General features: G+C 37.9%; 2 protein-coding genes. Both read left to right on the plus strand.

Going from position 1 to position 2671, the window contains the following annotated elements:
* Positions 1-200: 200 nt before the first annotated feature.
* Positions 201-1760 (plus strand): IS21 family transposase, encoded by a 1560-nt coding sequence (istA, locus tag ACNO7W_RS16280; protein WP_417938915.1) that lies wholly within the window; start codon positions 201-203, stop codon positions 1758-1760.
* 83 nt (positions 1761-1843) lie between these two features.
* The gene (gene istB, locus ACNO7W_RS16285; RefSeq protein ID WP_417938916.1) at positions 1844-2575 is read left to right on the plus strand and encodes an IS21-like element helper ATPase IstB; all 732 of its coding nucleotides are present in this window, start codon (positions 1844-1846) and stop codon (positions 2573-2575) included.
* The last annotated feature ends 96 nt before the right edge of the window (positions 2576-2671 follow it).

Here is a 2671-nt window from a genome sequence, read left to right on the forward strand (position 1 = left end):
AACTGAGTATTCCACCCCAAACTGTACCACCTATTCCAATCCAAACTGTACCACTTATTCCGGTGTAAAGTGTACCACCCGTTCCGGCGCAAACTGTACCACCTATTCCGGCGTAAAGTGTACCACCCATTCCGGTGCAAAGTGTACCACTTTTTGACGATGTTTTTTAGCTGTATTTTGTGATACTAAAATCACAAAGTATGAGCAATCAAACAATAGGGTCAATTATGGTACGAGAAATTATTCGAATGAAAGAAATGGGATTTTCTATGCGAAAAATCGCTCGAAGCATTGGGAAATCCAGAACTACAATTTTAAAATATATCACTAGTATTGAAGCCTCGGATTTAAGCTTCAAGGAACTTTTAGAGCTTACAAGTGAGGATATTTACGAGCTTTTTGGAACCACACAAAGTATTGCCAGCAGTAATACTGATGTTATTCAGAAAGAATTATTGGCATTTTATCCTTATGTAGAAAAGGAACTCAAGCGTGTTGGTGTTACCCGCCATATCTTGTGGGACGAATACAAACAGAAACATCCTGAGGGGGTAATGTATAGCCGTTTCTGCGAGTCTTACAGGCAATGGAGTAAGAAATCAGATGGCTATATGCCCGTGGCTCATAAATATGGAGAGAAACTATTCATTGATTATGCAGGCAAAAAACTGCATATAATCGACAGGCAAACGGGCGAAATAAAACCCGTAGAAGTCTTTGTGGGTACCCTTGGAGCGAGTCAATATACTTATATTGAAGCCTCTTTTTCTCAACAAATCCCCGATTTTATAACCAGTGTCCAAAATTCTTTTTTCTTCTTTGGAGGCGTTCCCGCCTGTGTAATTCCTGATAATTTAAAGTCGGCTGTTACCAAAGCCGACAAATACGAACCTTTTGTAAACGAACAATTCGCCCGTTTTTCAGAGCATTACAACACCTCTGTAATGCCCACCCGTTCTCGAAAACCAAAGGACAAACCCTTGGTTGAAGGTGCTGTAAACATTGCCTACACCCGTATATATGCCGCCTTGAGGAATACGGAGTTTTACAGCATTGGCGAGCTAAACGCTGCCATAAAAGTATGCTTGGAAGCGCATAATAAAAGTCCTTTCCAGAAAAAAGAACACAGTCGCTGGACACTTTTTCATGACAACGAAAAGGCCTGCTTAAAACCCTTGGCAATCGAGAAATACGAGTTAAGAGACTACAAAACAGCTACGGTGCAGAAAAACTGCCACGTTTATTATTCTCCAGATAAGAATTATTATAGCGTTCCCCATACTTTAATTGGAAAGAAAATCAAGATGATTCTCACTCAAAGCGTGGTGGAAATTTATCATCAGCAAACCCGTGTCGCCTTTCATTCTCGTAGCCGAAAAGCCTTTGACTACGTAACTTTAAAAGAACACTTGCCTGTTAACCACACTTATAACTTGGATTGGAGTTCGGAATACTTTATAAATTGGGCTGCTAAAATTGGTGCCAACACAAAGGAATCTATAGAGAAAATACTCTTGCAAAAACAGTATCCGGAGCAGAATTATAAAAGCTGTATGGGTATATTAAGTATGGCTAAAAAAGTTGGAAACCAACGACTCGACAATGCCTGCAAAAGAGCCCTACTCTTTGATGCCGTGGGATATAATCCGATAAAAAACATCTTAGAAAAAGGACTTGACAAGCTAGAAGATCAAGTGAAATTGTTTTATACAATCCCAATTCAACACGAAAACATCCGAGGGTCAGAGTATTACAATTAAAATTTCATGAAGAAACCAAAACAACCCAATGTCTTTTATAATAACCCAGTAACTTTTATATTATTCACTAAAAAAATCAAATCATGAACACTACCTCAACAATTGAAAAAATGCAAAAACTCCGTCTTGTAGGGATGAAACGAGCTTACGAATCCTCGTTTGAGACCAGAAACCAAGACACATTTACCAACGATGAATTTATTGTCTGGCTCATAGAATCCGAGGACAATCAGCGCAACAACAGCAGAACCGAGCGATTATTAAAGAACGCTCGGTTCCATTACCAAGCATCAATCGAAGAAATAAACTACGCATCGGAACGTGGTTTAGATAGAAATTCGCTAACAAGATTATCAGACTGCTCTTTCATTGACAGACACGAAAACATAATAATTACGGGCTGCACAGGCACAGGGAAGAGCTATTTGGCAACGGCATTAGGGCTGCAATCCTGCATAAAAGGATACAAAGTATTGTACTATAATTTAGGAAAACTTTTTCATAAACTAATGATCGCAAAAGCAGATGGAACCTATATCAAAGAGCTTGCTAAAATAGAAAGTCACGATTTATTGATTCTTGATGATTTTGGAATACAAGCAATAGATCAAGAAAAACAAATGATATTGATGGATTTGATAGAAGATCGAAATCAGAGGAAATCAACTATTTTCAGTTCTCAAATTCCTGTAAAAAATTGGTATGATTTAATCCAAGAAAAAACAATAGCAGATGCAATTTTGGATAGGATAATTCACTCCGCAATTCGGTTCGAACTTAAAGGTGAATCGATGCGTAAAAAAATGAAAAAATAACTAAAAAAAATATCTAATTTTAACCACAGAAAACATCATTAAAAAAGTGGTACACTTTGTACCGGAATAGGTGGTACAGTTTCGCCGGAATACCTA

Source organism: Flavobacterium sp. ZB4R12 (assembly GCF_048276375.1).
GTDB classification, from domain to species: domain Bacteria; phylum Bacteroidota; class Bacteroidia; order Flavobacteriales; family Flavobacteriaceae; genus Flavobacterium; species Flavobacterium gawalongense.